21 protein-coding genes are annotated in these 22,369 nt (G+C 60.8%); 7 read left to right on the top strand and 14 right to left on the bottom strand.

The features are described 5' to 3' along the window. Positions 1-85: 85 nt before the first annotated feature. Positions 86-283: a YbdD/YjiX family protein gene (locus ACQRBV_RS27005; protein WP_003194308.1), complete on the bottom strand. Its 198-nt coding sequence runs from the start codon at positions 281-283 to the stop codon at positions 86-88. A gap of 15 nt (positions 284-298) precedes the next feature. Next, positions 299-2,365 carry a carbon starvation CstA family protein gene (locus ACQRBV_RS27000; protein ID WP_161548406.1) on the bottom strand — a complete coding sequence of 689 codons (2,067 nt, stop codon included), beginning with the start codon at positions 2,363-2,365 and terminating at the stop codon, positions 299-301. A 173-nt stretch (positions 2,366-2,538) separates the two neighbouring features. Between ACQRBV_RS27000 and ACQRBV_RS26995 the strand changes: the two genes are divergently transcribed. After that, positions 2,539-2,907: a PilZ domain-containing protein gene (locus ACQRBV_RS26995; protein WP_104996031.1), complete on the top strand. Its 369-nt coding sequence runs from the start codon at positions 2,539-2,541 to the stop codon at positions 2,905-2,907. A 4-nt stretch (positions 2,908-2,911) separates the two neighbouring features. Here the strand turns inward: ACQRBV_RS26995 and ACQRBV_RS26990 are convergent, their stop codons facing one another. The 4 genes from ACQRBV_RS26990 to katB are packed head-to-tail and all read right to left on the bottom strand — an operon-like array spanning position 2,912 to position 7,205. Continuing rightward, positions 2,912-3,649, bottom strand: a complete 738-nt coding sequence (locus ACQRBV_RS26990) for a hypothetical protein (protein WP_411985797.1) — start codon at positions 3,647-3,649, stop codon at positions 2,912-2,914. A gap of 16 nt (positions 3,650-3,665) precedes the next feature. Next, a complete protein-coding gene (gene radA, locus ACQRBV_RS26985) occupies positions 3,666-5,033 on the bottom strand; it encodes a DNA repair protein RadA (protein ID WP_060752310.1) in 1,368 nt (455 codons plus the stop codon). Positions 5,034-5,068: 35 nt separating this feature from the next. Beyond that, positions 5,069-5,608 carry an ankyrin repeat domain-containing protein gene (locus ACQRBV_RS26980; protein WP_060752311.1) on the bottom strand — a complete coding sequence of 180 codons (540 nt, stop codon included), beginning with the start codon at positions 5,606-5,608 and terminating at the stop codon, positions 5,069-5,071. 55 nt (positions 5,609-5,663) lie between these two features. Then, positions 5,664-7,205 carry a catalase KatB gene (gene katB / locus ACQRBV_RS26975; RefSeq protein WP_411985798.1) on the bottom strand — a complete coding sequence of 514 codons (1,542 nt, stop codon included), beginning with the start codon at positions 7,203-7,205 and terminating at the stop codon, positions 5,664-5,666. A gap of 287 nt (positions 7,206-7,492) precedes the next feature. Between katB and mscL the strand changes: the two genes are divergently transcribed. Then, positions 7,493-7,909: a large-conductance mechanosensitive channel protein MscL gene (gene mscL, locus ACQRBV_RS26970; protein WP_060752313.1), complete on the top strand. Its 417-nt coding sequence runs from the start codon at positions 7,493-7,495 to the stop codon at positions 7,907-7,909. Positions 7,910-7,948: 39 nt separating this feature from the next. Here mscL and ACQRBV_RS26965 read toward each other — a convergent pair whose 3' ends face one another. Further along, a complete protein-coding gene (locus ACQRBV_RS26965; protein ID WP_411985799.1) occupies positions 7,949-8,725 on the bottom strand; it encodes a ferredoxin--NADP reductase in 777 nt (258 codons plus the stop codon). A gap of 446 nt (positions 8,726-9,171) precedes the next feature. Here ACQRBV_RS26965 and ACQRBV_RS26960 point away from each other — a divergent pair, with 446 nt between their 5' ends. Together ACQRBV_RS26960 and ACQRBV_RS26955 are read left to right on the top strand one after the other, a co-directional pair. After that, a complete protein-coding gene (locus tag ACQRBV_RS26960; RefSeq protein WP_411985800.1) occupies positions 9,172-9,882 on the top strand; it encodes a helix-turn-helix transcriptional regulator in 711 nt (236 codons plus the stop codon). Between the two features lie 143 nt (positions 9,883-10,025). Then, positions 10,026-11,150 (top strand): methyltransferase, encoded by a 1,125-nt coding sequence (locus ACQRBV_RS26955; RefSeq protein ID WP_411985801.1) that lies wholly within the window; start codon positions 10,026-10,028, stop codon positions 11,148-11,150. Between the two features lie 65 nt (positions 11,151-11,215). Here the strand turns inward: ACQRBV_RS26955 and ACQRBV_RS26950 are convergent, their stop codons facing one another. Genes ACQRBV_RS26950 through ACQRBV_RS26940 form a run of 3 tightly spaced genes read right to left on the bottom strand, consistent with a single transcriptional unit; the run spans position 11,216 to position 13,844 of the window. After that, positions 11,216-11,383 (bottom strand): DUF2474 domain-containing protein, encoded by a 168-nt coding sequence (locus tag ACQRBV_RS26950; protein WP_081086932.1) that lies wholly within the window; start codon positions 11,381-11,383, stop codon positions 11,216-11,218. Positions 11,384-11,395: 12 nt separating this feature from the next. After that, positions 11,396-12,403, bottom strand: a complete 1,008-nt coding sequence (cydB, locus tag ACQRBV_RS26945) for a cytochrome d ubiquinol oxidase subunit II (RefSeq protein WP_060752317.1) — start codon at positions 12,401-12,403, stop codon at positions 11,396-11,398. Position 12,404: 1 nt separating this feature from the next. Further along, on the bottom strand, positions 12,405-13,844 hold the full coding sequence (locus tag ACQRBV_RS26940) for a cytochrome ubiquinol oxidase subunit I (RefSeq protein ID WP_411985802.1): 1,440 nt from the start codon (positions 13,842-13,844) through the stop codon (positions 12,405-12,407). 317 nt (positions 13,845-14,161) lie between these two features. Between ACQRBV_RS26940 and ACQRBV_RS26935 the strand changes: the two genes are divergently transcribed. Beyond that, positions 14,162-15,400: an MFS transporter gene (locus tag ACQRBV_RS26935; protein WP_411985803.1), complete on the top strand. Its 1,239-nt coding sequence runs from the start codon at positions 14,162-14,164 to the stop codon at positions 15,398-15,400. Here ACQRBV_RS26935 and ACQRBV_RS26930 read toward each other — a convergent pair. The 4 genes from ACQRBV_RS26930 to ACQRBV_RS26915 all read right to left on the bottom strand — a co-directional run bounded on the left by ACQRBV_RS26930 (position 15,397) and on the right by ACQRBV_RS26915 (position 19,615). Beyond that, positions 15,397-17,580 carry a xanthine dehydrogenase family protein molybdopterin-binding subunit gene (locus ACQRBV_RS26930; protein WP_411985804.1) on the bottom strand — a complete coding sequence of 728 codons (2,184 nt, stop codon included), beginning with the start codon at positions 17,578-17,580 and terminating at the stop codon, positions 15,397-15,399. The two genes, ACQRBV_RS26935 and ACQRBV_RS26930, sit on opposite strands and share 4 nt — an antisense overlap. Beyond that, complete coding sequence (locus ACQRBV_RS26925; RefSeq protein ID WP_411985805.1) at positions 17,577-18,566, bottom strand: FAD binding domain-containing protein; 990 nt, start codon at positions 18,564-18,566, stop codon at positions 17,577-17,579. The genes ACQRBV_RS26930 and ACQRBV_RS26925 overlap by 4 nt, the downstream gene beginning before the upstream one ends. Beyond that, a complete protein-coding gene (locus tag ACQRBV_RS26920; RefSeq protein ID WP_090365703.1) occupies positions 18,563-19,072 on the bottom strand; it encodes a (2Fe-2S)-binding protein in 510 nt (169 codons plus the stop codon). The genes ACQRBV_RS26925 and ACQRBV_RS26920 overlap by 4 nt, the downstream gene beginning before the upstream one ends. Before the next feature lie 96 nt (positions 19,073-19,168). Beyond that, on the bottom strand, positions 19,169-19,615 hold the full coding sequence (locus tag ACQRBV_RS26915) for a DUF4879 domain-containing protein (RefSeq protein WP_411985806.1): 447 nt from the start codon (positions 19,613-19,615) through the stop codon (positions 19,169-19,171). Between the two features lie 222 nt (positions 19,616-19,837). Between ACQRBV_RS26915 and ACQRBV_RS26910 the strand changes: the two genes are divergently transcribed. After that, entirely contained in the window at positions 19,838-21,133 is a 1,296-nt protein-coding gene (locus ACQRBV_RS26910; protein ID WP_034100857.1) for an NCS2 family permease, read from the top strand. Continuing rightward, a complete protein-coding gene (trmA, locus tag ACQRBV_RS26905) occupies positions 21,130-22,209 on the top strand; it encodes a tRNA (uridine(54)-C5)-methyltransferase TrmA (protein ID WP_411985807.1) in 1,080 nt (359 codons plus the stop codon). The genes ACQRBV_RS26910 and trmA overlap by 4 nt, the downstream gene beginning before the upstream one ends. The last annotated feature ends 160 nt before the right edge of the window (positions 22,210-22,369 follow it).

Below are 22,369 nucleotides of genomic sequence, written 5' to 3'. Positions count from 1 at the left end.
CAGCCACTAATAAGGTCACTGACACTCCGCTATCGGGAGCAAGCCCCCTCCCACAGTAGAATCACCGCCAACCCGCGCTAACGGGTCAGCAGCACTTGGGCCCACCCTTGCCGCCGTAACGGGCCTCCTGGCGTTCCCGGAAGAACGCCTTGTAGTCCATCACCGGTTTGTCCGGGTGTTTGGTTTGCATATGCTCGACGTAAGTGTCGTAGTCGGGCATGCCGACCATCAGGCGCGCGGCCTGACCGAGGTATTTACCGAGGCGACTGATGTCATTGAACATGGTTGCAACCCTCGATTACGCGTCTGGTACAGCCTGGAATGGGGCTTCTTTATCCGTACGTTCCTTGTTGCCCCAGGCGGCGACCCCCACCTTGAGCGCATAGAACAGGATACTGAACACCACAAACAGGAACAGCGCCGTCAGCGTTGCGTTGGTGTAGGCGTTGTAGATCACGTGCTGCATCTGGTCGATGCTCTTGGCCGGGGCCAGGATCTGGCCGTTCGCCAGGGCATCGCTGTACTTCTTGGCCAGCGACAGGAAGCCGATAGCCGGGTTCGCGTCGAACAGCTTGATGAAGCCTGCGGTGGTCGTGCAGATCAGCAGCCATACCGCCGGCAGCAGGGTGACCCAGATGTAGCGTTGGCGCTTCATCTTGATCAGAACCACAGTGCCCAGCATCAGCGCGATGCCCGCGAGCATCTGGTTGGAGATACCGAACAGCGGCCACAAGGTGTTGATGCCGCCCAGTGGGTCGATCACGCCTTGGTACAGCAAGTAACCCCACATCGCTACGCACCCTGCGGTGGCGATCAGGTTGGCGGTCCAGGATTCGGTGCGTTTGAGCGCCGGCACGAAGGAACCCAGCAGGTCCTGCAGCATGAAGCGACCGGCACGGGTGCCCGCGTCGACGGCCGTGAGGATGAACAACGCTTCGAACAGGATCGCAAAGTGGTACCAGAACGCCATGGTGTTTTCACCCGGCAGTACGCTGTGCAGGATCTGCGCGATACCCACCGCCAGGGTCGGCGCACCACCGGCACGGGCCAGGATGGTGGTTTCACCAATGTCGTGGGCCACGGCCTGCAGCGCCTCGGGCGTAATCGCAAAGCCCCAGCTGCTGACGGTTTGCGCCACGGCCATCACATCACCACCGACCACGGCAGCCGGGCTGTTCATGGCGAAGTACACGCCTGGCTCGATCACCGAGGCGGCAACCATGGCCATGATCGCCACGAACGACTCCATCAACATGCCGCCGTAACCGATGTAGCGGGCGTTGGTTTCGTTATCCAGCAGCTTGGGCGTGGTGCCCGAGGAAATCAGTGCGTGGAAACCCGATACCGCGCCACAGGCGATGGTGATGAACAGGAACGGGAACAGGCCGCCCTTCCAGACCGGGCCGGTGCCGTCGATGAATTGGGTCAGGGCCGGCATTTTCAGTTCTGGCATGGTGACCAGGATGCCGATTGCCAGGGCGATGATGGTGCCGATCTTCAGGAAGGTCGACAGGTAGTCGCGTGGCGCGAGGATCAGCCACACCGGCAGCACCGCGGCGACGAAACCGTAGCCGATCAGCATCCAGGTGATCTGGATACCGGTGAAGGTAAAGGCTTTGGCCCAGACCGGGTCGGCCGCGATTTGCCCGCCCAGCCAGATCGAACCCAGTAGCAGGAACACCCCGAGGATCGAGATCTCACCAATGCGGCCCGGGCGGATGTAGCGCATGTACACGCCCATGAACATCGCGATCGGGATGGTCGCCATCACCGTGAAGATGCCCCATGGGCTCTCGGCCAGTGCCTTGACGACGATCAGCGCCAGCACCGCGAGGATGATGATCATGATCAGGAAGCAGCCGAACAGCGCGATGGTTCCCGGGATGCGGCCCATCTCTTCGCGGACCATGTCGCCCAGCGAACGGCCATTGCGACGGGTGGACAGGAACAGCACCATGAAGTCCTGCACCGCACCGGCCAGTACCACACCGGCAATCAGCCACAGGGTGCCGGGCAGGTAGCCCATTTGCGCCGCCAACACCGGGCCGACCAGCGGGCCTGCACCGGCAATCGCCGCAAAGTGGTGACCGAACAGAATATGTTTGTTGGTCGGCACATAGTCCAGACCGTCATTGTTGAGCACTGCGGGGGTGGCCCGCCGAGGATCGAGTTGCATCACGTTGTTAGCGATGAACAAGCTGTAGTAGCGATAGGCAACCAGATAAATGGCCACCGCCGCGACCACAATCCACAAGGCGTTGATCGCCTCGCCGCGGCGCAAGGCCACTACGCCCAGGGCGCACGCTCCTACAATTGCCAGCACCAGCCAGGGTAGGTGGCGTAGCAGGCTATTATTATTTTTCATTTTTATATTCCAGCCAGGGTGGACAGAAGGACAGCCACCCCGAGTTTAGCGCTGTTGGCTTCAAAGACCACCCCCCTACGTTGGTCTAGAGCCTTGCAATGGCAAAAAAAGCAGAAAACCACGCCCGATGATGGCGCAGGGCTACACTGCTTCTATCCACAGAGGGATTCACCATGACCGAACACCCGCCTGAACGTCGCTGCTTCCGCCGGATCGCAATGGACGCTGTGACCGAACTTCGGCAAAACGGCCACGAATGGCCGGTTAAATTAGTGGACTTGTCGCTGAAGGGTTTGGCGATAAAACGACCCGAACCGTGGAAGGGTAACAAGGCATTACCGTTCGAGGTCGATATCCGCCTGGACCCAAAGGCGCATATCAAGATGCAGGTGAAACTGGCCCACGATGGCGACGACCAATTAGGGTTTGTGTGCAAGGAAATCGACCTGGAGTCGATCAGCCATCTGCGCCGGCTGATCGAGCTGAACCTGGGTGACCCGGAAGAACTCGAGCGCGAACTCGGCGCCTTACTGGAAGTGTGATCCCTCAGGGAAATGCCGTTCGTGCCGGGAAGTCGCTTTCCATGTCCCAGTAACCCTGTTTCTGACTTGAAGTGCTCTGCCATTGCCCGTCGACAAAGCGATAAGTCTGATAACGGGTGGTGAAATCATCCTCCTCACCTTCACCCTCGCCCTCCATGAAGCATGACACCTGCAATAACTCATCCGGCCCGCCGCTGGCCGGATGAGCCACTTTCCAGGCCGCCTTGCCCGTGTGGGCGAGGGTCAACGGCTGGACTTTGCCCTCGGCATTCTTGTAGCTCATCGGCTTGAGTTGCTGTGTAGCCGGCTGCAACAGTTGGGTGGCCGGGCCGCTGTAGGTGCCCATCGGCGCGGTTTGATCAACGATCAAAAAATACACAGGTTCGGGCAGCCCGTTGAGCGCAGCTTTCTTGACCTTGGCCAACGGGTAGCCCAGGTCCTGCTGCGCGATCTCCTCACCGGCAGCCGACACCAGCCGCACGCGGGCTTCAAGCAGCGGGTTGTCGACCAGGTCGCCAGGCTCGTCAAACGAGTCTTCAAGCTGCCCGTTGCCCCAACTGTCCTTATGCAGCTGCGCGCTGATGCGCTGGTCCTCCAGCACTTGCAACTGACGGCCCTCTTCGATCGTCAGTGTCTGCGCCAGGCGGTAACCGGCCGGTAGCTGCGCAGCCCAGGCCATGGCGGGTGCGCCGACCAGCAGGACAAACAGGGCCGCGAGGCCCGGGTAACTCAATCGTTGCATAGCGTCCCTTCCCGATTTATTCGAACAGTGCGTCCAACGCCTGCTCCAGGCGCGTGACAGCAATAATTTGCAAACCTGCCGGCGACTCTTTAGGCGCGTTGCCCTTGGGGACGATAGCGCGCTTGAAACCATGCTTGGCGGCTTCCTTCAAGCGCTCCTGGCCACTGGGCACCGGGCGTACTTCGCCAGACAGGCCGACTTCGCCGAACACCAGCAGGTCATGGGGCAATGGCCGGTTGCGCAGGCTGGACATCACCGCCGCCATCAACGCCAGGTCGGAGGCGGTTTCCAGTACCTTGACCCCGCCGACCACGTTGAGGAACACGTCCTGGTCATGGGTGGGAATACCGCCATGACGGTGCAATACCGCCAGGAGCATCGCCAGACGGTTCTGATCCAGGCCGAGGGTGACCCGTCGCGGGTTGGCCAAGTGGCTGTCATCCACCAGCGCCTGGACCTCCACCAGCATCGGGCGGGTGCCTTCCCACGTTGCCATCACCACGCTTCCCGGGACTTCTTCCTGGGCACGCGTCAGAAAAATTGCCGACGGGTTGGAGACTTCTTTCAACCCCCTGTCGGTCATCGCGAACACACCGAGTTCGTTGACCGCGCCAAAGCGGTTCTTCACCGCCCGCAACAAACGCAGACGACCATCGGATTCGCCTTCGAAATACAGCACGGTGTCGACCATGTGCTCAAGTACTCGAGGCCCCGCCAGCGCCCCTTCCTTGGTCACATGGCCGACCAGGAAGATCGCCGTGCCGCTCTGCTTGGCATAACGCACCAGCAGCGCCGCGCTTTCGCGCACCTGGGACACGCCGCCCGGCGCCGATTGCAGTTGTTCGGTGAAAATGGTCTGGATCGAGTCGATCACCATGACCTTGGGCTTTTCGATACGGGCCGTGGCGATGATGCTTTCGATGCAGGTCTCGGTCATCACCCGCAGTTGGTCCTGGGGCAAACCGAGCCGTCTAGCGCGCATGGCCACTTGCTGTTGGGACTCTTCACCGGTGACGTACAGCGCCGGCATGCGGCTGGCGATGCTGCACAGGGTTTGCAGCAGGATGGTCGACTTGCCGATGCCCGGGTCGCCACCGATCAACACCACCGAGCCATCCACCAGGCCGCCACCGAGCACGCGGTCTAGCTCACCGGACGCCGTGGAGAAACGCGGGATCTCCTCGACACTGACCTCGGCCAGCGTCTTGATCTGCGCCTGTTGCCCGGTCCAGCCGGCACGCCCGGCAGGCGCCGCCGCACCGCCGCTTTCGATCATGGTTTCAGTCAGGGTATTCCACGCGCCGCACTCGCTGCACTGGCCGGCCCACTTGGGAAAGGTCGCGCCGCACTCCGTGCAGCCGTACATGCGCTTGGCCTTTGCCATTTGAGAACCTCCAACCGAAAAACCGCGATGATAGCTCAGCGCGGCGCCGGGGTCCGGATTTCACCACTGGCCAATCGTGAAGCACTGTTGCCGATCGGGTCCTCGGCGTTGAGATCGGCGCCTTTGGCTTTCAACGCATCCAGCAACTCGACACGCTTGAACAAGCCGGCGTACATGGCCGCAGTCTGCCCGGCGCCATTGCGTTGGTCGGGGTTGCAGTCGGTGGCCAGCAGGCGCTGGGCGATTTTAAGTTCGCCCTTGAAGATCGCGCCCATCAGCGCGGTGTTGCCGCGTTTGTCCTGCACACAGGCGTCGGCGCCGGCGTTGAGCAAACGTTCCACGAAAGGACCCTGGCCGTGGTAGGCGGCGAGGATCAGCGCGGTGTAACCCTTGTCGTCCTGCGTATTGAGGCTGTAGCCGGACTCGATAAAGGTATTGAGCATGTCGAGGTCGCCACGGCGGGCGGCGTCAAAGTAATAATCCTGAAGCTGCGCCTTGAGTGCCGCAGGTTCTGGGGATTCGGCATGGGCGACAAACGCCAGCATGGCCATCAGCAAACCGATAGAAATTCGCATAGGGTTCTCCTGTCAGAGATCGACGCCCCAGGGAGCGTCGATCGGAACCAACGGATCAGTCAGTCAGTTTTTCAGCCAGCGCCTTCACACGCGCCAAGTCACCCTTGGCGACCTTGGCCACGCCGGTGCCGTACTCCGGGTCGGCTTTGTAGAGGAACGACAGGATGATGTGCTTGCTCTCGTCATCGGTGGTGGCCAGGGAGCCGCCAAAGTTTTCGATCAAGTCCTGACGCTCTTTCTTGCTATAGGAGCGGTACAGATCACCGGCCTGCTTGAAGTTCTGCTCACGCTGGATCTTCGCCTGCTGAGTGCTACCTGACAGCGGCAACTGGCTGTAGCGCGCAGTTTGCGGCTCTTCCCGCGGCATCAGGCGGCTCGGCTGGTAGTTCACACCGGTGGTGGTCTTGCCGGTATTCATCGCGCCATCCTGGTTACCGTTGTTGACGGTCACCCGGGGGGCGTTGATCGGCAGTTGCAGGGCGTTCGGCCCCAGGCGGTACATTTGTGTGTCGGCATAGGAAAACACCCGACCTTGCAGCAAGCGGTCTTCCGACGGTTCGATGCCGGGTACCAGGTTGGCCGGAGCCATGGCGACTTGCTCGGTTTCCTGGAACACGTTGGCCGGGTTGCGGTTCAGCACCATTTGCCCGACTTTGCGCTCCGGCACATTCGGCCAGATCTTGGTGGCGTCCAGCGGGTCGAAATCAAACTTGGCCAGGTCTTCGGGCTTGAGCACTTGCACATACAAATCCCACTTGGGGAAATCGCCCTTATTGATATGGGTGACCAAGTCATTGGTCATATGGCTGTAATCACGGCCCTGTACTTCGGTGACTTGCTTGGGATCAAGGTTCTTGATGCCTTGCAGGCTCTTCCAGTGGAACTTGACGTAGTGCACTTCACCCTTGGCGTTAATCAACTTGTAGGCATGTACGCCATTGCCGTCCATTTCCCGGTAACTGGCCGGGGTGCCGGAGTCAGAGTACAACTCGGTCAACGTACGGGTGGACTCCGGTACATGGGAGAAGAAGTCAAAACGGCGTGAGTCGTCGTCCAGGTTAGTGCGTGGGTCCGGTTTGAAGGCGTGGACCATATCCGGGAACTTGATGGCGTCGCGAATGAAGAACGTCGGGAAGTTATTGCCCACCAGGTCCCAATTACCCTCGGCGGTATAGAACTTGGTGGCGAAGCCACGTGGGTCACGCAGGGTTTCCGGGGAATGGTTGCCGTGAACCACCGCAGAGAAGCGCACAAACACGGGGGTGGTTTCACCGGCGGCGAACACTTTGGCCTTGGTCAGGTCGCTGAGGTTATCCGTGACCGTGAAGGTGCCATGGGCGCCGGTGCCACGGGCGTGTACCACACGCTCCGGAATGCGCTCGCGGTCGAAGCGTTGCAGTTTCTGAATCAACTGCACGTCTTGCAGCAGTACCGGGCCGTTGGCGCCGGCGGTTTGTGAGTTCTGGTTGTCACCGACGGCTGCACCGTTGTCACGGGTCAGGTTGGCGGCTTGCACGGAGAGGGAAAGCAGGCTGGCGGTCACCAGTGCCAGCGCACTGCGCGCCGATACCGGCTTGCGGCGAATGAGAGTGTTCATCAAGGTTTCCTCTGGTTTTTTTAGTGCACATTCAGTTGTGCTTACCAGAGGCTAGTGACCTGGGAGTCAGAAGATAAATAGAAAAACGCCACAGGGCCGATTAAGAAAATAATGTGGTAAACCACTGAATTCAGGCGTATTTCGCGCGCGATTGATGGCACTTTGCAAACTAATTACGATTTAATGTGTCGATAAAAGCCGTCAGTGTTAACAGTTGTGTCAAGCAAGCCTGCTGTGACTGACTTACACTGACCTCCACCCTTCTCATCTGTAACAAGGAATAACCTATGGGCGTGATCAGTGAGTTCAAGGCCTTCGCGGTCAAAGGCAATGTCGTCGACATGGCCGTCGGTATCATCATCGGTGCCGCCTTCGGTAAAATTGTTTCCTCGTTTGTAGGCGACGTGGTGATGCCTCCTATCGGCCTGCTGATCGGTGGCGTGGACTTCGCGGACCTGGCGGTGCAACTCAAGGCCGCACAAGGCGGCGCTCCGGCGGTGGTACTGGCCTATGGCAAGTTCATCCAGAGCATCATCGACTTTGTGATCATCGCGTTCGCGATCTTCATGGGGGTGAAGGCCATCAATCGTCTCAAGCGCGAAGAGGCGGTGGCTCCAACCTTGCCACCGACGCCGACCAAAGAAGAAGAGTTGCTCACCGAGATCCGCGACTTGCTCAAGGCTCAGAACAACAAGCCGCTTTAACCGATGCAACCCAAAGGCGCCCTTCGAGGCGCCTTTTTTCTACCAGTAGTTTTCCACGGCCACCTGGCCCGGACGACGGCTCAGGCTCAGTTGCAGATCACGCTGCTTGAGCAATTGGCGTGTGTCGTCGACCATTTGCGGGTTACCGCAGATCAGTACGCGAGAGTGTTCCGGGGTTAACTCGACACCGGCCGCACGCTCCAGCTCACCATTTTCGATCAAGGTGGTGATGCGCCCATTCAGCGCGCCCGGGTGCTGTTCACGGGTGACAATGGGGATATAAGTCAGCTTGTGGGCGTGCTCAGCCAGGTACTCCCGCTCGCCCAGCGTGTGGATCAACGATTGGTAGGCCAATTCCTTGGCCTCGCGGGCGCTGTACACCAGCACGATACGCTCAAATTTCTCCCAGACTTCGAAGTCCTGCAGCATCGACAGGAAGGGTGCCACACCGGTCCCCGTGCCCAGCAGCCAGAGATCACGCCCATCCACAAAGCGGTTCAGGGTCAGGAAGCCGGTGGCCTGACGCTCGACCATCAGCGTATCCCCCACCTGCAAGCGGCTCAGCTCGCTGGTGAATTCGCCCCCCGGGACGACAATCGAAAAAAAGTCCAAGTGCTCGTCAAAGGGCGCAGACACGATGGAATAGGCGCGCCATACGGTGCTGCCATCCGCCTTGGTCACCCCCAAGCGCACGAACTGGCCGGCGGTAAACCGAAAGCCGGGATCGCGCGTGGTGCGCAGGGTAAACAGACTGGGGGTCTGCGACTGCACGTCGAGCAAGGTCTGGCGGGTAAATTTCTCAGCACTGGCCGTCATGGGGAACTCCGTTTTGCACAGAGCCCTAGTGTCCCTCAAAGCAGCGCGCGCAAACACCGCTGATTTGTACTGGCATTGCCGAAGGGGTCGTGATGCGCACCGGTATAGATTGCGTCAAGATCAATAACAGTTGCCGAATAACGGCACATTAGTTCAGACAAACTATTTAGCTATTAGCCCAGTGACCTTCTAACGATAGATGGAACAGCGCCCCAATGCGCCATCAGTCTGACACTATCCACAACTCGTTAAATTCCATAAAGAAGTTGTTGGGGAGAAAACTTCCTGTACAAGCCAACAATAGCCGTACAAGAAAATACTCAACTCACTTCTAGTTAAACAGAACATTTTTTCCACGGATCTGTAGGCGTTGTCCTACACTAATTTTCGTGCAGTGTTGGGAGGAGGACGTACCCACGCCACGCAAAATCCATGGAGAGTTACAAATGGTGAAATGGCGCAATACCCGGCTCCCCAAACTGGAAGGTGAAAACGAGATTACCAGTGTATTTGACATGGTCCTTAACCGTACCAATGAACTCGGCTTCCAATTTTGTTCCTTTACTATGAGTACCCAACTCGCAGACGACCAAACAAAACCTATTCAAGTCAATAACTACCCAGAGAAATGGAACGAGCTGTATCAACAGGCGCACTTCTTCCCCATCGACCCTGTTGTTGCGCACTGTAAACGCTGTGTCCTGCCTATCGTCTGGGACCAAAAGGCATTCGACTCCTCACCCAACTTATGGTCGTTGGCCCAAACATTTGGTGTGGACTGTGCCTGGACGCAGCCGGTGCACGACTTCCAGGGTGTCTACAGCATGCTGACCCTCGCACGCAGCAGTGGTGAAGTGAGCCCGCAGGAGCTGTATGAAAAAGCCGGCCAGGTGTTATGGCTTTGCCATGCAATGCACTCGGTGGTCGCACGCAAGTACACCGATGAGCCCAGTGCGTCGCCCTGCTGCAAACTGACCCCACGGGAGACGGAAATCCTCAAATGGTCAGCCTTGGGCAAGACCGCCGGGGATATTGCGACCATTCTGTGCCTGTCAGAGCGCACCGTAGGCTTTCACATCAAAAGCACGTTCAACAAACTGGGGGTCAACAACAAGATCGCCGCCGTCCTCAGAGCCTCCAAAGCGGGGTTGTTTTAGCCGGCACGGAAACACCGCATGTCATCAGGCTCAAAAAAAAGTACCATTTACGACCCATTCTGAGTGTTGAGCGGCGCCTTCAGGTGTCACCTCGTAGTTCACTCAGACGGTTCCGCCGATGATCACCCAGAGCCTCCCCCGCCATGCCCCTGCTCCACAGCCCGTTCGCCCAGCTCGATCTGATCCGCCAACCCGAGCAACATAACGATCCGCTGCAAGCCTTCGATGCCGCCGACGAGTACCTGCTCGACTATCTGGCGCAGCAGCAGCCGGCGGCAGCCACTCGCGTGCTGGTGCTCAATGACAGCTTTGGCGCCTTGGCTGCCAGCCTCCAGGGGCAGGTGCAAGTGACCTCCAGCGGTGATTCGTTTCTTGCAGCCTTGGGGTTGGAAAAAAACCTGGTGCGCAACGGCAAGACGTTTGATGCGGTGCCGTTCATCCCGGCCAGCCAGGTGCCCACAGGGCCGTTCGACCGGGTGCTGATCCGCGTGCCGAAAACCCTGGCATTACTGGAGGAACAGTTGATCCGCCTGCAGGGTCAGCTGGCACCGGGTGCCGAAGTGATCGCCGGGGCGATGATCAAGCACCTGCCACGGGCTGCGGGGGAATTGCTGGAGCGCTACATCGGGCCGATGCACGCCTCGCTGGCGGTCAAGAAGGCACGCTTGTTGATTGCGACCGTCGAGCAGCGGCCCACCGCCCTCTCGCCCTATCCCACCCGGTACACCCTCGACGCCCCGGCCATCGAACTGCTCAACCACGCCAACGTATTCTGCCGTGAAGGCCTGGATATCGGCACCCGCGCCTTCCTACCCCACCTGCCGAAAAACCTCGGCAACGCTCACGTGGCGGACCTGGGCTGCGGCAACGGTGTATTGGCAATCGCCAGCGCCTTGCAAAACCCCGCTGCGCACTACACCTTGGTGGACGAGTCCTTTATGGCGGTGCAATCGGCCGCCGAGAACTGGCGCGCCGCGCTGGGTGAGCGCGACGTGGAGATACGCGCAGGCGACGGCCTGGCCGGCCAGGAGGCGCAGTCGCTGGACGTGGTGCTCTGCAACCCGCCTTTCCATCAGCAACAGGTGGTCGGCGATTTCCTCGCGTGGCGCATGTTCCAGCAGGCGCGGGAAACCCTGGTCGTCGGCGGTGCTCTTTACATCGTCGGCAACCGTCACTTGGGCTACCACACCAAACTGGCCCGGTTGTTCCGGGGTGTCGAGCAAATCGCCACCACGCCAAAATTCGTGATTATCAAAGCGCGCAAATAAAAAAACCCTGCCACTCGTGCAAATGGCAGGGCTGAAAGCCGGGCCGTGAGGCCCGGATTGGGATGTCAGTGCGTGGTCAAGCCGGCCGCGTTCATGAACAGGCGCATCAGGCTGGCCACGATGAACAGGGCCAGCACGCTGCCGGTCCAGATCATCGCCAACCACCCCAGGCGCCGCCACAACGGCTGTTTCTCGGCCTGTTCAATCTCGTGCAACGTCGGTTTGCCGGACATGGGACGACCCTCCTAGTGGTAACCGTCTTCATGGGTGACCTTGCCGCGGAACACGTAGTAGCTCCAGAAGGTGTAGCCCAGGATGAACGGAATGATGAACAACGTGCCCACCAGCATGAAACCCTGGCTCTGCGGCGGTGCGGCGGCATCCCAGATCGAAACTGATGGCGGGATGATATTTGGCCACAGGCTGATCCCCAGGCCGCTGTAGCCGAGGAAGATCAACACCAGCGTCAGCAGGAACGGCGTGTAATGGGCATTACGTGCCACTGCGCGAATCAGCCCGTACATGGTCACCAACACCAGGATCGGCACCGGCAGGAACCAGAACAGGTTCGGCAAGGTGAACCAGCGCGAGGCGATTTCCGGGTGCGACAGGGGCGTCCACAGGCTGACGATACCGATCACCGCCAACACCACGAAGGCCAATGGCCGCGCCAGGTTGTGCATCTGCTCCTGCAACTTGCCTTCGGTTTTCATGATCAGCCAGGTGCAACCCAGCAGGGCATACGCAACCACCAGGGCGACACCGCAGAACATCGTGAACGGCGTCAACCAGTCCAGCGAGCCGCCGGCGAACTGACGATTCACCACCGGGATGCCGTCAATGAACGCCCCCAGCGCCACGCCCTGGAAGAACGTCGCGGCAATCGAGCCGCCGATAAACGCCTTGTCCCACAGGTGGCGCTTGTGGTCCTTGGCCTTGAAGCGGAACTCGAACGCCACGCCACGGAAGATCAGCCCGACCAGCATCAGGATCAGCGGCAGGTACAGCGCCGACAACACCACCGAATAGGCCAGCGGGAAAGCGCCGAACAACGCCGCGCCGCCCAGTACCAGCCAGGTCTCGTTGCCGTCCCATACCGGGGCGACGGTGTTCATCATGACGTCACGGTCGACTTTGCCCGGAATAAACGGGAAGAGGATGCCGATACCCAGGTCGAAGCCGTCCATCACCACGTACATCATGATGCCGAAGATGATGATCACGGCCCAGATCAGCGGAAGATCAATACCCATCTCAATTCCCCTTGTGCTGGATGTCGGCGTGTTGGTCATCACTGCTGTCATCGGCCGCCGACAACGGACGCGCCGGTGTGCGTTTCTGGCCAGGGCCACCGTGGGTTGGCTCGGTACTTTCGTGAGTAACCGGACCTTTGCGTACCAGACGCATCATGTAACCCAGACCTGCGCCAAACAGCGCGAAGTACACCACCACGAACAACACCAGAGTGATCGTCATCTGCGCCAGGCTGTGTCCGGAGGACGCATCCGCCGTGCGCATCAAACCGTAAACCACCCACGGCTGGCGGCCAATTTCGGTGGTGAACCAGCCGGCGAGAATCGCGATCAACCCGGACGGGCCCATCCACAACGCCAGGTACAGGAACGGTTTGCACGAGTACATTTTGTCGCCCTTGCGCAGCCAGAGGCTGAACAAGCCGGTGAAGATCATCAGGAAACCCAGGCCAACCATGACCCGGAACGACCAGAACACGATGGTCGAGTTGGGGCGGTCCTCAGGCGGGAACTCCTTGAGCGCCGGCACCTGCTTGTCCAGGGAGTGGGTCAGGATCAGGCTGCCCAGGTACGGAATTTCCACCGCGTACTTGGTTTTTTCGGCCTGCATGTCCGGCCAGCCGAACAGGATCAGCGGCGTCGGTTCGTTGCCGACGTTTTCCCAGTGGCCTTCAATCGCGGCAATCTTTGCCGGTTGGTGCTTGAGGGTGTTGAGGCCATGGAAGTCGCCGATGACCGCCTGGATAGGCGCGACGATCAGGGCCATCCACATGGCCATCGACAGCATGGTGCGGATTGCCGGGTTGTCCTTGCCACGCAACAAGTGCCAGGCCGCCGAGGAGCCGACGAAGAACGCGGTGGCCACGAAGGCCGCCGTGGCCATGTGTGCCAGACGGTAAGGGAACGACGGGTTGAAGACCACCGCGAACCAATCGGTCGGGATCACGCGTCCGTCAACGATCTCAAAGCCCTGGGGCGTCTGCATCCAGCTGTTGGACGACAGGATCCAGAACGTGGAGATCAACGTACCGACGGCCACCATCACCGTGGCGAAGAAGTGCAGCTTGCGCCCCACTTTGTTCCAGCCGAACAGCATCACCCCCAGGAAGCCTGCTTCCAGGAAGAACGCCGTGAGCACTTCATACGTCAACAGCGGGCCGGTAACGGAGCCGGCGAAGTCCGAGAAGCGGCTCCAGTTGGTGCCGAACTGGTAGGCCATGACCAACCCGGAGACCACGCCCATGCCGAAGTTGACGGCAAAGATCTTCGACCAGAAGTGGTAGAGGTCACGGTAGGTGTCGTTGTGGGTCTTGAGCCACAAACCTTCCAGCACCGCAAGGTAACTGGCCAGGCCGATGGTGATCGCCGGGAACAGGATGTGAAACGAGATGGTGAACGCAAATTGAATTCGGGCGAGATCTAGCGCCTCCAAACCGAACATAAGTTTTCCTCTGTCAGGTAATACCGGCTGCTGGCGGGAGCCTGCACCCACTGCCCCCACGGATATGGAGCCTGGCGAATTTCAATTCGTTTCTTTTTTTTACCCACCACGCGGGGATTCTGGCCTTGCGGCCGCCAGAACAATTCCGGGGCCGGTTTTGATCTGGATCAAGCATTGCTGAAAGAGTAGTCCCATTTTCGTTGCAGGACGGCGTGGTCTTTTGCCGCGTGACAGACTGCCTCAGCTCAGTTCCTGCAACCATCTGTTACAACTTGATGATAATCTCGGCCTTTCTCCGGCCCTGACCTGAACTCCCGATGCCAAGCGAACCCCTGTTGCTGCTGCGCCATCACCGCCCTTTCATCGCGTTCTGGCTGGCGCGGATCTTTACCGCCAGCGGCTTCCAGATGCTCACCGTGGCGATTGGCTGGAACCTCTACCAACTGACCGGCAACGTGCTGGACCTGGGCTTGGTAGGTCTGGTCGAATTTGTGCCACGCGTACTGTTCATGCTGCATACCGGGCATGTGGCCGACCGTTATGAGCGCCGCAAGGTGGCCGCCATCTGCCAGACCGTGCAGGCGTTGATTGCCCTGAGCCTGGCCATCGGCGGCCTGACCGGCCACGTGACCCGCGAGATGATCTTCATCCTCGCGTTCCTGTTGGGTGCCGCGCGCTCCTTTGAAATGCCCACCACCCAGGCACTGCTGCCGAGCATCGTGCCCAGCGCCTTGTTCCCGCGGGCGGTGGCGTCCTCCCAGTCGGCCCAGCAACTGGCGACCATCGTCGCGCCGGCGCTCGGCGGTTTGCTGTATGCATTCGGCAGCGTGTGGGTCTACGGGCCTACCGTGGTGCTTTACCTGATTGCCTGCACGCTGACCCTCAACCTGCCCGCCCGCCAGACCCCACTCAATAAAGGCAAGGCCACCCTGGATTCGCTGCTGGCCGGCATCCGTTTCATCCGCAGCCGCCCGGACATCCTCGGCGCCATTTCCCTGGACCTATTCGCCGTGCTGCTGGGCGGCGCCACCGCGTTGCTGCCGGTGTTCGCCAAGGACATCCTGCTGACCGGTGCCTGGGGCCTGGGCCTGCTGCGCTCGGCACCGGCGGTGGGTGCGTTGTTGATGTCGTTGTGGCTGGCGCGGTTTGCCGTGGACCGGCACGTGGGACGCGTGATGTTCACCGCCGTAGGCGTATTCGGCGTGGCGACTATCGCCTTCGGCCTGTCGACCTCGTTCTGGTTCTCCCTGGGGGTGCTGGTGGTGTTGGGCGCGGCGGACATGATCAGCATGGTGATCCGCGCCTCGTTCGTACAACTGGAAACCCCGGATGAAATGCGCGGGCGCGTCAGTGCGGTCAACGGCCTGTTCATCGGCGCGTCCAATCAACTCGGCGAGTTCGAGTCCGGGATCACCGCCCACTGGTTCGGCACCGTGCCCGCCGTGGTCATGGGCGGGGTCGGGACATTGCTGGTCACCGGGATGTGGATCAAGCTGTTCCCGACCCTGGCCAACCGCGACCGGATGCATGTTCCGGTCGAAGAGGCCAAGGTTTAAAGCACCTTATCCAGGGTGATCGGGAAGTCCCTGACCCGCTTGCCGGTGGCGTGGTAGACCGCATTCGCGACGGCTGCCGCCACCCCGACAATGCCGATTTCACCGACCCCCTTGGAACCCAGGGCATTGACGATCTCGTCGTGTTCTTCGACGAACAGCACGTCAATGTCACCGATGTCGGCGTTTACCGGGATGTGGTACTCGGCCAGGCTGTGATTCATGTAACGACCCAGCTGATGGTCAACCTGGGTTTCTTCGTGCAGCGCCATACCGATGCCCCACACCACCCCGCCGAGAATCTGGCTGCGGGCCATCTTGGGGTTCACCACACGCCCGGCCGCAACCGCGCTGACCACCCGGCTGACGTGCACAGTGCCGAGGTCTTCGTCCACCCGCACCTCCACGAACACCGCTGAATGGGTGGCGGTGGCGTAGCCTTCGCGCTTTTTGTCGGGCTCGCTGTCGACCTGGACTTCCAACGCCTCTTCACCGCTGTCCTTGACCAACTGCGCCAGCGAAACACTGACATCCCCGCAGTGCAGTTGACCGTCTTCGAAGCGCACCGCTTCAGCCCCTTTAAAAACCGGGTAAGTCTGCCGGGCGATTTTCAGCAACTTGGCGTTCAACGCTTCGCACGCTTGCTGAACGGCAGTCCCGACGGAAGACACAGTAAACGAGCCCCCTTGCAGCGGCGCCGTGGGCAACGATGAATCCCCCAACAGAAACGCCACGTCCTTGACCGCCACCCCACTGGCCTGCGCCGCAATCTGGGTCATCACGGTATAAGTTCCGGTGCCGATATCCGTGGTGGCGCTGCTCACCGTCAGCTTTCCTTGCGCGTCGATCCGCGCCTTGGCGCTGGCCTTCATCTGCATGGCCTCCCACACACCGCCGGCCATGCCCCAGCCGATCAACTGCCGGCCCTCCCGCATGCTGCGCGGCTCCGGGTTGCGCCGCTGCCAGCCGAAACGTTCGGCGCCTTCGCGGTAGCACTCACGCAGCGCTTTACTCGACCAGGGTTTGTCTTCGTTCTGGTTGCGCTCGGCGTAATTGATCAGGCGCAGTTGCACCGGGTCCATGCCCAAGGCACACGCCAGTTCATCCATGGCGCATTCCAGGCCGATCACACCCAGGGCGGCGCCGGGTGCGCGCATGTCCAGCGGGGTGAATACATCGAGTGGCACCAGTTTGTAGGTCAGTTGCACGTTGTCGCAGTGGTAGAGCATGCCGCTCCATTCAACCACGTGCTCACTGAAATCCTCGAAACGCGAAGTCTGGCCGATTGCGGTATGCCCAAGTGCCAGCAATTGCCCGTTGGCGGCGGCGCCCATTTGCAGGCGCTGCAAGGTGCGCGGGCGGTAGCCGAACGTGAACATCTGTTGACGCGTCAGAGTGACCCGTACCGAACGCTTGAGCGCCAGCGACGCCATCACCGCCAGCGGCAATTGATATTGCGGACGCAAGCCCGAGCCGAACGCCCCGCCGACGAAAGCGGCAAAGATGCGCACCTGGCTTTTATCCAGGCCGAACACCTTTTGCACATAGGCCTGGCAGTTCTGTGGCCCTTGGGTTTTGTCATGGATATGCAGGGTGCCATCCGGCTGATACAGCACCGTACTGGCATGCGGCTCCATAGGGTTGTGATGCTCGATGGGCGTGCTGTAGTGCAGATCCAGGCTGACGGCGGCGGCGCTCCACTGCGCCTGAAAGTTGCCACGCGGCTTGGGCGGCGTTTGCGGGGAAGCGTGGGCCTGCTCCTGCATCGCCAGCAAGTCGGTCTCGAAAGCTTCGCGCTCGTACTCGATATGCACCAGCGAACCGGCATGCCGCGCCAGCTCCAGGTTATCGGCGATCACCAGGGCCAATGGCTGGCCGCTATAGAGCACGCGGTCGTTGTACAACGGGCGAAACGGCGAACCGTCCGCGGCATCGGCATCGGCAAACGCGTCGTCGTAACTGGCGAGTTTCGGCCGGTTGAGGTGATCGAGCACCATGACCACGCCGGGCAATGCCAGGGCTCTGGACGCATCAATCCTGACCACTCGCCCCTTGGCGATAGTGCTGGATACCACGCTGCCGTGGAGCAGGTCCTGACCGGCAAACTCACCGGCATAACGTGCCTGGCCCGTCACCTTGAGCAGACCATCGACGCGGTCCAGGGGCTTTCCGATAGCGGTCATGGGCGTTCTCCTGCGACAGCGGCATCGCTCAGGGCGCGGATAATCGCCCGACGCGCCAGCTTGATCTTGAAGGCGTTGTGTTCCAGCGGCTCGGCATCCTGCAACAAGGCGTCAGCGGCACTGCTGAAGGTTTCGCGGCTGACCGTACGGCCGATCAGCGCGGTTTCCACCGCTCGGTCCCGCCAGGGTTTGTGCGCCACGCCGCCAAGGGCCAGGCGGGCGTCGACGATGGTGTCGCCATCCAGCTCCAACGCGGCGGCAACCGACACCAGGGCAAACGCGTATGACGCACGGTCGCGCACTTTCAAATAATGACTGTGGCCCGCCAGACGGTCGGCCGGTAACTCAATGGCCGTGATCAGCTCATCATCGGCCAACAGGTTGTCGCGCTGCGGCGTGTCGCCCGGCAAGCGATGGAAATCGGCAAACTCAATCACACGCGAACCGCCACGCCCCTCCACATGCACCCGTGCCTCCAGGGCGGCCAGGGCGATACACATGTCCGAGGGATGGGTCGCCACGCACTGCTCGCTGGCGCCGAGAATGGCATGAATGCGGTTCAAGCCGGTTCGCGCCGGGCAGCCACTGCCCGGCTCACGCTTGTTGCAGGGCACGCCGGTGTCATAGAAGTAATAGCAACGGGTGCGCTGCAACAGGTTGCCGCCGGTACTGGCCATGTTGCGCAACTGCGGTGACGCACCGGCGAGGATCGCCTGGGACAGCAAAGGGTAACGGGCTTCGATCAACGGGTGCCAGGCCAGGTCAGCGTTGCTGACCAAGGCACCGATCATCACGCCACCACTGGCCGTAGGTTCAACGCCATGCAGCGGCAGGCCGGTGATATCGATCAAGTGTTCGGGCCGGCTGATGTTCTCTTTCATCAGGTCCAGTAAATTGGTGCCGCCGGCAATAAAGCGCGAGGCGGCGCTACTCAGCCGCACCGCTTCATGTACGTCGGTCGGCTTGCTGTACTGGAACGGGTTCATGGTTTGTCTCCCAGCACGACCGCTTCAATCGCGTCGCGGATGTTGCTGTAGGCACCACAGCGGCACAGATTGCCGCTCATCAGTTCCTGGATCTGCGCGGGGTCCTGGGCCCGCCCCTCATTGGCCAGGCCAACGGCAGAGCAAATCTGCCCGGGCGTGCAATAGCCACACTGGAACGCGTCATGCTTGATAAACGCCTGCTGCATCGGATGCAGCTCGTCGCCGTCAGCCAAGCCCTCGATGGTGGTCAACTCGGCACCGTCGCACATCACCGCCAGGGTCAGGCAGGCATTCACGCGTTTGCCGTCACGCAACACGGTGCAGGCACCACATTGGCCGTGGTCGCAGCCCTTTTTGCTGCCGACCAGGTCGAGTTGTTCGCGCAGCAGGTCGAGCAAGGTGGTCCAGGGCAACACGTTCAGCTGGCGCTGCTGGCCGTTCAGGGTCAGGTGTATCGGGTGGCTGACGAACGGTCGGGCCGCCGCGTCATTGGGGATTGCGCTCATAAACACCTCACGGGTTGAAGTCCGTTCGCGGCGTTCGGGAAAGTCGCCGTCTCTGGGGTACGACTACCCGTGGTTATGAGCGTTCAAGAGGATTGATCAGCGGATATTGAGCATCACCTTCAAGGCATTTTGCGGGCCGTTGATCGACGTATTGCTGAACTCGAACCACCCCTGGGCTTCGACATTCAAGTCAAACACATAGATGTAGCCCATCAGCGTGCCCACGCCATTGCACGCCTCGCTGATATTGCCGACCTGGCACACCGGCGTGCGCCGCCCGTCCAGCTCGGCGCCATTGAAGCGACCCATGGGGCTGTTACCCAGGCCGACCTCCATCACCGAAACCTGGGTCGGGCCACGGTGCTCGCACATCTGGGTACTCTGGGCGCCTTCCGGGACTTTCTCGCTGCAACGCGCCGACTCGACCTTGAACACCCGCACCTCGCTCAAGGGCGGTGCAGCTGCGCCCCACGCTGGTGCCGCGCCCCACCACAGGCTGAGACTGGCGATCAGAGCTAGACTCCACGCGTTGGCTTTTTTCATGCTGTTAACGACCCTGCCTTGAACGTCGGCGCAGTATGCCTCAAGGCCATGATCCACAGCCATGCATCGCCGAGCCAACCCCGTGCGCCACACGGCCTCGGCTGCTGGTATGATGCGCCGCTTTTTCCGATCCTCTCTGAAACCACAGGCGCTTGGCGCAGTTTGTGCTTTGACTTAGAGGTCAACAAATAACGACGCAAGATAGCGTCACAGGGAGCCGGCATGCTGGAAAAGCTGTTTCAACTCAAAGCACACAACACCAACGTGCGCACCGAGATTCTCGCGGGTATCACCACGTTCCTGGCGATGGCCTACATCCTGTTCGTGAACCCGAGCATCCTCGGCGAAACTGGCATGGACAAGGGCGCCGTGTTCGTCGCGACCTGCCTGGCGGCCGCCATTGGTTCGACGGTAATGGGTCTGATCGCCAACTACCCGATCGCCCTGGCACCGGGCATGGGCCTCAACGCCTTCTTTACCTACACCGTGGTGCTGCACATGGGCCACACCTGGCAGGTTGCCCTGGGTGCGGTATTCATTTCGGCGGTACTGTTCTTCCTGCTGTCGATCTTCCGTATCCGTGAGTGGATCATCAACAGCATCCCGCTGCCGCTGCGCTCGGCGATTGCCGCCGGTATCGGCCTGTTCCTGGCGCTGATCGCCCTGCATAACGCCGGTATCGTGGTCAGCAACCCGGCCACCATGGTCGGCCTGGGCGACCTGAAACAACCGGCGCCGATCCTCGCCACCCTCGGTTTCGCGCTGATCGTGGCGCTGGAAGCCCTGGCCGTGCGCGGCGCGGTGCTGATCGGCATCCTGGCGGTGACCATCGTCTCCATCGTCATGGGCTTCACCCCGTTCGGCGGCGTGACCTCGATGCCACCCTCGCTGGCCCCGACGTTCCTGCAACTGGATATCAAAGGCGCGTTGGATATCGGCCTGGTCAGCGTGATCTTCGCGTTCCTGTTCGTCGACCTGTTCGACAACTCCGGCACCCTGATCGGCGTCGCCAAGCGCGCCGGGCTGATGGGCAAGGATGGCCACATGCCGAAAATGGGCCGTGCGCTGATCGCCGACAGCACCGCCGCCATGGCCGGTTCCCTGCTGGGCACCTCGACCACCACCAGCTACATCGAGTCCGCCGCAGGCGTAAGCGCCGGTGGCCGTACCGGCTTGACCGCCATCGTGGTGGCGATCCTGTTCCTGCTGGCGCTGTTCTTCTCGCCACTGGCCGCCAGCGTACCGGCCTTCGCCACCGCACCGGCGCTGCTGTTCGTGGCCGTGTTGATGACGTCGGGCCTGGCGGAAATCGACTGGGATGACATTACCGTGGCAGCACCGGTGGTGATCACCGCCCTGGCGATGCCTTTCACTTACTCCATCGCCAACGGCATCGCCTTCGGTTTCATCGCCTGGACCGCCATCAAGCTGCTTTCGGGCCGCTACCGTGAGCTGAACCCGGCACTGGTGATCCTGTCGATTCTGTTCGTGATCAAGCTGGGCTGGTTCAACGCATGACTTTTGACGCCGCACGCTACACCGCTCAACTGCAAGACAAGGTCACGCGCTTGCGTGACCTGCTGGCACCGTTCGACGCACCCGAGCCACAGGTCTTCGATTCGCCGCTGCAGAACTTCCGCCTGCGGGCGGAGTTCCGCCTGTGGCGCGAAGGTGGTGAACGCCACTACGCGATGTTCTCCCAGGACGACAAGCGCACGCCGATCCTGATCGAAGAGTTCCCCATCGCCAGCCACCGCATCAACCAGTTGATGCCGCAACTCAAGGCCGCCTGGCAAGCCAGCGCCGCCCTGAGCCACAAGCTGTTCCAGGTGGAGTTCCTCACCACACTGGCTGGCGACGCGATGATCACCCTGTGCTATCACCGCCCACTGGATGAGCATTGGCACACCGCCGCCAAACAGCTGGCCGCCGACTTGAATGTCAGCATCATCGGCCGCTCCAAGGGCAAGCGCGATGTGATCGGCCATGACTACGTGGTGGAAAAACTCGAAGTCGGCGGCCGTACCTTCAGCTATCGCCAACCCGAAGGCGCGTTCACCCAGCCCAACGGCACGGTGAACCAGAAGATGCTCAATTGGGCGTATGAAGCCTTGGGCGATCGCCCGGATGACTTGCTGGAACTGTACTGCGGCAACGGCAACTTCACCCTGCCGCTGGCCACCTGCGTGCGTAAGGTGCTGGCCACCGAGATCAGCAAAACCTCCGTGAACGCAGCGCTGGCCAACCTCGATGAAAACGCTGTGGATAACGTCACCCTGGTGCGCCTGTCTGCCGAAGAACTCACCGAGGCGCTCAATGAAGTGCGTCCGTTCCGCCGCCTGCAAGGTATCGACCTGAAGAGCTATGAATTCGGCAGCGTGTTCGTCGACCCGCCCCGCGCCGGCATGGACCCGGACACCTGCGAGCTGACCCGGCGCTTCGACAACATCCTGTACATCTCCTGCAACCCGGAGACCCTGGCCGCGAACATCGCGCAACTGCATGACACGCACCGCATTACCCGCTGTGCAATGTTTGACCAGTTCCCGTGGACGCACCATATGGAGTCCGGCGTGTTGTTGACCCGACGCTGACCCGTGCGCCGCCCGTATTCGGGCGGCGCACCTTCTGCAGCGACTGCCCTGGATTAATGGTTCGATAATCGAACACATGCCAACCCGGGCATACTGCCGTCGATTGACCAAATTAACCATTCAGTACATTTTACCTCCACAACGAACAATAATTGTGGAG

The organism is Pseudomonas sp. R11F (assembly GCF_050312575.1).
Lineage (GTDB): Bacteria > Pseudomonadota > Gammaproteobacteria > Pseudomonadales > Pseudomonadaceae > Aquipseudomonas > Aquipseudomonas palleroniana.
Note: the sequence above shows the minus strand (reverse complement) of the source record. Positions and strands in the feature narration are given on the sequence as shown.

Excerpts from the sequence above, each read along its gene's own strand:
- ACQRBV_RS26990 (WP_411985797.1), bottom strand. The coding sequence starts at position 3,649 with ATGCAACGATTGAGTTACCCGGGCCTCGCGGCCCTGTTTGTCCTGCTG.
- cydB (WP_060752317.1), bottom strand. The coding sequence starts at position 12,403 with ATGGGTATTGATCTTCCGCTGATCTGGGCCGTGATCATCATCTTCGGC.
- ACQRBV_RS26965 (WP_411985799.1), bottom strand. The coding sequence starts at position 8,725 with ATGACGGCCAGTGCTGAGAAATTTACCCGCCAGACCTTGCTCGACGTG.
- ACQRBV_RS26980 (WP_060752311.1), bottom strand. The coding sequence starts at position 5,608 with ATGCGAATTTCTATCGGTTTGCTGATGGCCATGCTGGCGTTTGTCGCC.
- mscL (WP_060752313.1), top strand. The coding sequence starts at position 7,493 with ATGGGCGTGATCAGTGAGTTCAAGGCCTTCGCGGTCAAAGGCAATGTC.
- ACQRBV_RS26960 (WP_411985800.1), top strand. The coding sequence starts at position 9,172 with ATGGTGAAATGGCGCAATACCCGGCTCCCCAAACTGGAAGGTGAAAAC.
- ACQRBV_RS26925 (WP_411985805.1), bottom strand. The coding sequence starts at position 18,566 with ATGAACCCGTTCCAGTACAGCAAGCCGACCGACGTACATGAAGCGGTG.
- ACQRBV_RS26930 (WP_411985804.1), bottom strand. The coding sequence starts at position 17,580 with ATGACCGCTATCGGAAAGCCCCTGGACCGCGTCGATGGTCTGCTCAAG.
- ACQRBV_RS26955 (WP_411985801.1), top strand. The coding sequence starts at position 10,026 with ATGCCCCTGCTCCACAGCCCGTTCGCCCAGCTCGATCTGATCCGCCAA.
- ACQRBV_RS26910 (WP_034100857.1), top strand. The coding sequence starts at position 19,838 with ATGCTGGAAAAGCTGTTTCAACTCAAAGCACACAACACCAACGTGCGC.
- ACQRBV_RS26920 (WP_090365703.1), bottom strand. The coding sequence starts at position 19,072 with ATGAGCGCAATCCCCAATGACGCGGCGGCCCGACCGTTCGTCAGCCAC.
- ACQRBV_RS26995 (WP_104996031.1), top strand. The coding sequence starts at position 2,539 with ATGACCGAACACCCGCCTGAACGTCGCTGCTTCCGCCGGATCGCAATG.
- trmA (WP_411985807.1), top strand. The coding sequence starts at position 21,130 with ATGACTTTTGACGCCGCACGCTACACCGCTCAACTGCAAGACAAGGTC.
- ACQRBV_RS26935 (WP_411985803.1), top strand. The coding sequence starts at position 14,162 with ATGCCAAGCGAACCCCTGTTGCTGCTGCGCCATCACCGCCCTTTCATC.
- ACQRBV_RS26940 (WP_411985802.1), bottom strand. The coding sequence starts at position 13,844 with ATGTTCGGTTTGGAGGCGCTAGATCTCGCCCGAATTCAATTTGCGTTC.
- ACQRBV_RS26950 (WP_081086932.1), bottom strand. The coding sequence starts at position 11,383 with ATGTCCGGCAAACCGACGTTGCACGAGATTGAACAGGCCGAGAAACAG.
- ACQRBV_RS26915 (WP_411985806.1), bottom strand. The coding sequence starts at position 19,615 with ATGAAAAAAGCCAACGCGTGGAGTCTAGCTCTGATCGCCAGTCTCAGC.
- katB (WP_411985798.1), bottom strand. The coding sequence starts at position 7,205 with ATGAACACTCTCATTCGCCGCAAGCCGGTATCGGCGCGCAGTGCGCTG.
- ACQRBV_RS27000 (WP_161548406.1), bottom strand. The coding sequence starts at position 2,365 with ATGAAAAATAATAATAGCCTGCTACGCCACCTACCCTGGCTGGTGCTG.
- radA (WP_060752310.1), bottom strand. The coding sequence starts at position 5,033 with ATGGCAAAGGCCAAGCGCATGTACGGCTGCACGGAGTGCGGCGCGACC.
- ACQRBV_RS27005 (WP_003194308.1), bottom strand. The coding sequence starts at position 283 with ATGTTCAATGACATCAGTCGCCTCGGTAAATACCTCGGTCAGGCCGCG.